Source organism: Mediterraneibacter sp. ICN-202921 (genome assembly GCF_037890075.1).
GTDB lineage: Bacteria > Bacillota > Clostridia > Lachnospirales > Lachnospiraceae > Mediterraneibacter > Mediterraneibacter massiliensis.
Window position 1 is genome coordinate 60,249 of record NZ_JBBKBE010000014.1, and the last position, 7,850, is coordinate 68,098.

Consider the following 7,850-nt stretch of genomic DNA (forward strand, 5'->3'; position numbering starts at 1 on the left):
TTATTCCAGCAAGACATAAAAAGAATCTCACTTTTATCCACATCTCCTTATTGTATACCACTAGTTTTTACAAACTAGTATACTAGACGTATATATCTAGTATAACGACTTGCGTTAGAGCTTGTCAACATAAAAATTCCCCAACTGCACTGAACAGTTGGGGAATTCCTATGTTGCCGCTGACTATATCTATCTTGATACCGTCTAGCTTTTGTAATTATTCTTCTCCGTACAGAGTTACCAGTTTCTTCAGATAAGCATATCTTTCCATTGCTTCTTTCTCATTCTGTGAGAAGAGTTTTGCTGCTTTTTCCGGATTTGCTCTCTTCAGCGCATTGTAACGAACTTCTCCGTCAAGGAATGCCTGGTATTCTTCCTGTTTTGGTTCTTTACTGTCAAGGAAGAACTTATTGCCTTCAGCAGCTGGATTGAACCGGAAGTTATTCCAGTATCCACATTCTACTGCAAGCTGTTCTTCTGTCTGCGCTTTGCTCATGCCCTTCTTGATACCATGGTTGATACATGGAGCATATGCAATGATCAGAGATGGTCCTGGATAAGCTTCCGCCTCTGCGATCGCCTTCACTGTCTGATTGAAGTCAGCGCCCATAGCGATCTGCGCTACGTATACATAGCCATAACTCATTGCGATACCCGCAAGGTCTTTTTTCTTTGTTTCTTTTCCGCCTGCTGCGAACTGTGCAGTAGCGCCTGTCTTTGTAGCCTTAGAAGACTGTCCGCCTGTGTTGGAATAAACTTCTGTATCAAATACCATGATATTGATGTCTTTGCCGCTTGCAAGTACATGGTCAACACCACCGAATCCAATATCATAAGCCCATCCGTCTCCACCGAAGATCCACTGAGATTTCTTGGAAAGGAAATCTTTATTCTTCAGCAATTCTGCCTTTTCTTCTCTGTCGCATCCGCAGTTTTCCAGTGCAGCTACCAATTTATCTGTTGCTGTGCCGTTTGTTGCTCCGCATGCAAATGTATCTAGGTATTCCTGTGCGGCTGCTTTTACATCCTCGTTTTCTGCTGTTTCAGCCAGTTTTTCAACTTTGCCTTTCAGTCTTGCACGGATTGTATTCTGCGCAAGCAGCATACCATATCCAAACTCAGCATTGTCTTCAAACAGGGAATTACACCAAGCCGGTCCTTTTCCTTCCGGAGTTACCGTATATGGTGTGGACGGTGAAGAGTTACCCCAAATAGAAGAACATCCTGTCGCATTTGCGATGTACATTCTGTCACCAAACAGCTGTGTGATCAGTTTTGCATAAGGTGTCTCACCACAGCCTGCACATGCTCCTGAGAATTCGAGCAGCGGCTGTTTGAACTGACTTCCCTTTACAGTTGTCTCTTTAAACTTCGTAACAACTTCTGGTTTTACCGGAATCTCGCGTCCATAGTTGAAGAAATCCTGTTTGCCGGCATTTGCTTCCAAATTGCCCATAACAAGCGCTTTTTCGCCCTTCTTGCCCGGACATACATTCGCGCAGGAACCACATCCTGTACAATCATAGGCAGATACCGTGATGGAGAATTTCATACCCGGCATACCGATCATATCGATTGCTTCCATTCCTTCTGGAGCATTTGCAAGTTCTTCTTCTGTCAGCGCAACCGGACGGATAACTGCGTGCGGACATACATACGCACAGCGGTTACACTGGATACAGTTCTCTGGTTTCCAAACTGGGATATCCACAGCGATACCACGCTTCTCATACGCAGAAGAACCGGAAGGTGTAGAACCGTCTACATAATCGTTGAATGCAGATACAGGCAGTGTATTTCCTTCCTGAGAGTTTACTTTTGCCTGGATATTCTTAACGAAATCTACAACGTCTTTTCTTCCACTCTCATCTACATGAGGTGTTGCAAGACCTTCGTCTGCCGCATCTTTCCAGCTTTCCGGAACGGATACTTCTACGACTTGTTTTGCGCCTGCGTCGATCGCATCATAGTTCATCTGTACGATCTTATCGCCTTTTCTTCCGTAAGTAGCTTTTGCAGCCTTCTTCATCAGATCGATCGCTTCTTCTTCCGGAATGATCGCTGCAAGCTTGAAGAATGCAGACTGCAGGACTGTATTGATACGTCCGCCAAGTCCGATTTCTTTACCGATCTTGATACCGTCGATCGTATAGAATTTGATATTATGTTTTGCAATATATGCCTTTACCTGTCCCGGCAGATGTTTCTCCAGACCTTCCATATCCCATGGGCAGTTCAAAAGGAATGTACCGCCGTCAACCAGTTCCTGTACCATGTTGTACTTGTCCACATAAGATGGATTGTGACATGCTACAAAGTTTGCCTGGTGGATCAAATATGTGGATTTGATCGGCAGCTTACCGAAACGCAGGTGAGACATTGTAACACCGCCAGACTTCTTAGAGTCATAATCAAAATATGCCTGTGCGTACATGTCTGTATTGTCACCGATGATCTTGATGGAGTTCTTGTTCGCTCCGACAGTTCCGTCTGCTCCCAATCCCCAGAACTTACAGTTGATCGTTCCTTCCGGTGTGGTAACGAGAGGCTCGTCTGCTTTCAGAGACAGGTTTGTCACATCATCTACGATACCGATCGTGAATTTCTGTTTCTCATCATTATGATATACAGCTACGATCTGTGCCGGTGTCGTATCTTTGGAACCAAGTCCGTAACGTCCTGTATATACAGGCACTCCGTCGAATTTTGTGCCTTTGAGCGCTGCGACAACATCCAGATATAATGGTTCGCCAAGTGCTCCCGGTTCTTTTGTTCTGTCAAGAACAGAGATCTTCTTCACGGAATCCGGAATTGCGGCGATCAGAGCTTCTGCGCTGAATGGTCTGTACAGACGTACCTTCACAACGCCGACTTTCTCGCCTGCTGCTGTCAGGTAATCAATCGTCTCTTCGATCGTATCACATACAGAACCCATTGCGATGATCACATGCTCTGCGTCTGCTGCACCGTAGTAGTTAAACAGTTTATAATCTGTTCCGATCTTCTCATTTACTTTGTCCATGTATTTCTGCACGATTGCCGGCATTGCATCATAATATGGGTTGCACGCCTCTCTTGCCTGGAAGAAAATATCCGGGTTCTGTGCAGAACCTCTCTGACATGGATGATTTGGATTCAACGCATGCGCGCGGAACTCATCGATTGCATCCATATTTACAATGTCTTTTAAGTCTTCATAATCCCATGTCTCGATCTTCTGGATCTCATGTGATGTTCTGAAACCATCAAAGAAGTTGATGAACGGCAGCTTTCCTTCCAATGCTGCACAATGTGCAACCGGTGTTAAATCCATAACCTCCTGTACGCTGGATTCACACAGCATTGCAGCGCCTGTCTGACGGCAGGCATACACATCGGAGTGATCTCCGAAAATAGACAGCGCATGACTTGCGAGCGCACGTGCGGATACGTTGAATACGCCCGGAAGCTGTTCTCCTGCTACTTTATATAAGTTTGGGATCATCAGAAGTAATCCCTGTGAAGCGGTAAATGTTGTTGTCAGAGCTCCTGCTGATAAAGAACCGTGCACAGCACCTGCAGCACCTGCCTCGGACTGCATTTCCGTTACTTCTACAGTCTGTCCGAAGATATTTTCTCTGCCTTCAGTAGCCCATTCGTCAATGTGTTCTGGCATTACAGATGATGGTGTGATCGGGTAGATCGCTGCAACTTCTGTGTACGCATAGGAAACGTGAGCGGCAGCCTGATTACCATCCATGGTCTTCATTTTTCTTGCCATTTTGTTGTTCCTCCTTATAATTTACATTGTAAAGTTAATATTTTCACATGTATTGTAATTATATCCCGAAAAGTGACAAAAGTCTATAGAACACACTCTATTTTTTGTTTATTTTCGTGTACATTTCTGTCTTCCTCCGAGCGCTTCTTCTTTTATTTTCCTACCGATACAGAAACATTTCAGTAATACAGCAGTCGTCATATTTATTTCCGTCTCTTACCCCGGTGATCGTCACTTTACACTCACTGATCTTCACCTCTTTGCCAAAGTCAATGTATATCATCCCATCGAAAGCATTCCCAGTGATAAAAGCGCTCCCCTTATCTGTATAAGAATAATCCATAGCCTCATCGCCATATTCTATATGCAGCGCTTCCGGCGCTCCGTTTTTCCAGTATAATTCCTCGCTGGTATATATACCCGGAAGAAAGGCAAGTCCTCTGACTGTCTGTTCCTGGGCACTCGTAAATAAAATACTTTCATTTACACCATTTCCAGCTGCTCCATCTGCCCAGCAAGTCGCCCAATCCACATCCGTCAGATTTTGCGTCTCATAGTTATAACCTGTTTCTTCTAGAACAGAAGATGCAGAAACTGTAAAATCTACCATATAGATCTCGCTTCCTGCATGAGTCAGCCCTGTCGGTGTGCCGGCAGGCTCTGCTCCAGGAAGTTCTTTTTCCTGTGTTTTTTCAGATTCGAACTGATTGTTTTGTTCCTCCTGTTCTTCTTTCTTTTGGATATCTTCCTCTTTTTTGTTATTTTCCGCTCTTTTGGTATCTTTCCTTCTCTTTGACGTTTCTTTTTGCTCTTCCTGTTTTTTAAGCTCCGCCTGCTTTTCCCCTTCGCTCTTTTTCACGAAAAAAATTGTAGCCGCTGCCGCTAATATGAGGATGATAAATGCCAGCGCTGTCCACACCGCGATTATTTTACCTTTCCCTTTTTTCTTTACCGCAGGTTCTTTTTCTGTCACTTTTTCTGTCGTTTTTTCTGTCGCTTCCTCTGTCTCTACCCTCTGCCCGCAATTTGGACAGAACTGTTCTCCCGCTTCTATCTTGTGTCCGCAATTTTCACAAAACATCTTTTTACTCCTGTTCCAATTCTTTTAAAAATTTTCTTTTCCATGTAAAGTATACTTTGTCGTGAGCAGCACGCCCGCCTGTAGGGCCTGTGTTGCAAGATGCCCGAATGGATATATCCATTCGGGCGTAATAAAATCGCATGCAAAACAGACTGATATATATTCTTATTATTGCGTATTCGTTTAGTATCTGTCAAGTAAATTGACATTAACTTCTTTGCAGCAGATCTGCCTGAATAGGTACAATAAAACCTTGTATATCCCCTCTGTCATCCTGACACAGCTGAGATCTACAAGGTTTTATATTTCTTTTATTTCCGTTTAAATTTGAAGATCCTCTCTTTCGACTTCGGAGGTTTTTTCCCTTCTATCTTATCCGGCATAGGTTCATATTTTCTTCCGATTTTTAACAAAGGTATTTTTTTATGGTTCTTTCGCAGATAAAGCAATGCCGCGCCTGTTCCAACCACGATCACACCTGCAAGAAGCTGGGATACGGCGATACCGACTCCCGGAAGCAAAAGCTGATCTGTCCTTAACCCTTCTATCCACACTCTGCCCAGACCATAACCGAACAAATATAACAGAAACAGCTCTCCTTCATACTTTTTATGTCTGCGGTAGACAAACAGGAGGATCAAGACGATCATGCACCAGAAAGATTCGTAGAGAAAGGTCGGGTGCACCTGAATATAGCTGACACCATCTATCCTCTGTATATGCTGGCGCATCTGCTCAGTCACATCAGAAGACCGTACCGCATCCAGCGGCAGCCGCATAGCAAACAAGCTGTCCGTATATCCGCCAAATGCTTCCCTATTGAAAAAATTCCCCCATCTTCCAAGCATCTGTCCATTTAATAGTGCCATTGCGACCGTATCAAAAATCTGCGGCGCAGACAAATGTTTGATCCTTGCCAACACAAGAACACTGATCACAGCTGCAATGATGCCTCCATAAATAGCGAGCCCGCCTTCCCGCAGGTTAAAAATATCCAGCAGATTATCCTTGTACATATCCCAAGAAAAGATCACATAATAGATCCTTGCACCTGCTATCCCGGCTATCACGCCGATGATCCCCATATCCAAGTAATCTTCCGGGTTCTGTCTCGTTCTCTTCGCCTCGGAGGTAGCGATCAAAAACCCTAATAAAATAGCACTTCCTATTATGATGCCATAGTACGCGATCTCAAAACCGAAAATGCGTATGCTCTTTCCCACATGCTCCAAATAGATGCCCAGATGTGGAAAACTGATGTCATAATGCATATCTTTGCTCCCTTCTGCATTGTCCCTGTGTTCCTTTAACCGTCCCCTTCGTAAATTACTTATTATCTCTTACACAGCTGTTTCACGACTATCCCGACGCTTCAAAACATAGCAGGATCCATACTATACATTAAATCTAAACAACATGATATCTCCATCCTGCACTACATACTCTTTGCCTTCCAGCCTGACAAGCCCTTTTTCCCGGGCGGCGGCATAAGTCCCGCATGCCATCAGATCATCATAACTTAACACTTCTGCCCGGATAAAGCCTCTTTCAAAATCCGTATGGATCTTTCCTGCTGCCTGCGGAGCTTTCATGCCTTTTGTTATCGTCCACGCGCGTACTTCCGGCTCTCCTGCTGTCAGATAGCTGATAAGCCCCAGAAGATGGTAGCTTGCTTTGATCAGTTTTTCCAATCCGGATTCTTCTAATCCCAGATCTTCCAGGAACATTTTCTTTTCTTCCTCATCCAGTTCCGCGATCTCCTGCTCGATCTGCGCACATACAACGAACACTTCACATTGTTCCTGTTTTGCGTACTCACGGACTGCCTGGACTCCTGTATTGCCCGCCCCGTCATCTGCCAGATCTTCTTCCGTTACATTTGCCGCAAAAATAACCGGTTTAGCAGTCAGCAGATTATAACCTGCCATCCAGTTTTGTTCGTCTTCATCTTCTGTCACAAAACTTTTCGCCAGCTGATTTTCTTCCAAATGTGCTTTCAAGCGATTCAGCAATTCCAATTCTTTTGCCGCTGTCTTATCATTTCTGGACAGCTTCACTGTCTTTGCAATTCTTCTTTCCAAAATTTCCAGATCCGAAAAAATCAGTTCTAAATTAATCGTTTCTATATCACGCAGAGGGTCGATACTTCCGTCTACATGCACGATATTGCTGTCCTCAAAACATCTTACCACATGCACGATCGCATCCACTTCCCGAATGTTTGCCAGGAACTGATTTCCCAACCCTTCTCCCTTGGAAGCACCCTTTACTAATCCTGCAATATCGACAAATTCTATCGCGGCAGGGATGATCTTCTTTGTGTGATACATTTCTCCTAATACATCCAGACGCTTATCCGGTACGGTTACGACACCTACATTGGGATCGATCGTACAAAATGGATAGTTCGCAGATTCTGCTCCTGCCTTTGTCAGCGAATTAAACAATGTGCTTTTTCCTACATTTGGAAGTCCGACGATACCTAATTTCATTTTTATCTTCACCCGTCTGAAAACCCTTGATTTATGCGGGTTTTCGCCTTTCTTTATGTTTTTACTACACAATTTACTACACAATTTTTAATGTTTTTCTATCTTTTCAATTTCTTTCATTTTTTCGTCTTCTGTGACATGCACCTATAAGTTCCTGGTGATACCAACGTTTGAATACCCTAAAATGACTTGTAATGTTTTCGGTCTTATTCCTCCCTCTATCGCTCTAGCATCGAATGTATATCTCAATACACGCATAGATTTTCTTCTTTATTCCAATCCAAAGAAGCCCTAATACAGCACCTTGTATTATACCATACCGTTTTATCTTTGTGAATATTCAATTTCTATCCCATCTCCCGCCTCTTATATCACTATACGCAGCCGCCTCTTCAATTGTAAGAGCCATTTTTCATAAAAAGGATACTTGCTTTCCATTCACTGACTTCAGTATCAATCTCATTTCGGACATGCTCATATTTTCTTTTTCCGTCTTTATTTCTTCTTATATAAAAAT

4 protein-coding genes are annotated in these 7,850 nt (G+C 43.6%); all 4 read right to left on the bottom strand.

From position 1 onward, the window contains the following. Positions 1-217 precede the first annotated feature (217 nt). Complete coding sequence (gene nifJ / locus WKT01_RS10745) at positions 218-3,760, bottom strand: pyruvate:ferredoxin (flavodoxin) oxidoreductase (protein WP_117975048.1); 3,543 nt, start codon at positions 3,758-3,760, stop codon at positions 218-220. A gap of 160 nt (positions 3,761-3,920) precedes the next feature. Then, positions 3,921-4,841 (bottom strand): NADase-type glycan-binding domain-containing protein, encoded by a 921-nt coding sequence (locus WKT01_RS10750; protein ID WP_340312322.1) that lies wholly within the window; start codon positions 4,839-4,841, stop codon positions 3,921-3,923. Positions 4,842-5,152: 311 nt separating this feature from the next. Continuing rightward, complete coding sequence (lgt, locus tag WKT01_RS10755; RefSeq protein ID WP_270395642.1) at positions 5,153-6,112, bottom strand: prolipoprotein diacylglyceryl transferase; 960 nt, start codon at positions 6,110-6,112, stop codon at positions 5,153-5,155. Between the two features lie 123 nt (positions 6,113-6,235). Further along, positions 6,236-7,333 carry a redox-regulated ATPase YchF gene (gene ychF / locus WKT01_RS10760; protein ID WP_059066213.1) on the bottom strand — a complete coding sequence of 366 codons (1,098 nt, stop codon included), beginning with the start codon at positions 7,331-7,333 and terminating at the stop codon, positions 6,236-6,238. Positions 7,334-7,850: the final 517 nt, after the last annotated feature.

Coding starts and splice junctions, on each gene's coding strand:
- nifJ (WP_117975048.1), bottom strand. CDS start 3,760: ATGGCAAGAAAAATGAAGACCATGGATGGTAATCAGGCTGCCGCTCAC.
- WKT01_RS10750 (WP_340312322.1), bottom strand. CDS start 4,841: ATGTTTTGTGAAAATTGCGGACACAAGATAGAAGCGGGAGAACAGTTC.
- lgt (WP_270395642.1), bottom strand. CDS start 6,112: ATGCATTATGACATCAGTTTTCCACATCTGGGCATCTATTTGGAGCAT.
- ychF (WP_059066213.1), bottom strand. CDS start 7,333: ATGAAATTAGGTATCGTCGGACTTCCAAATGTAGGAAAAAGCACATTG.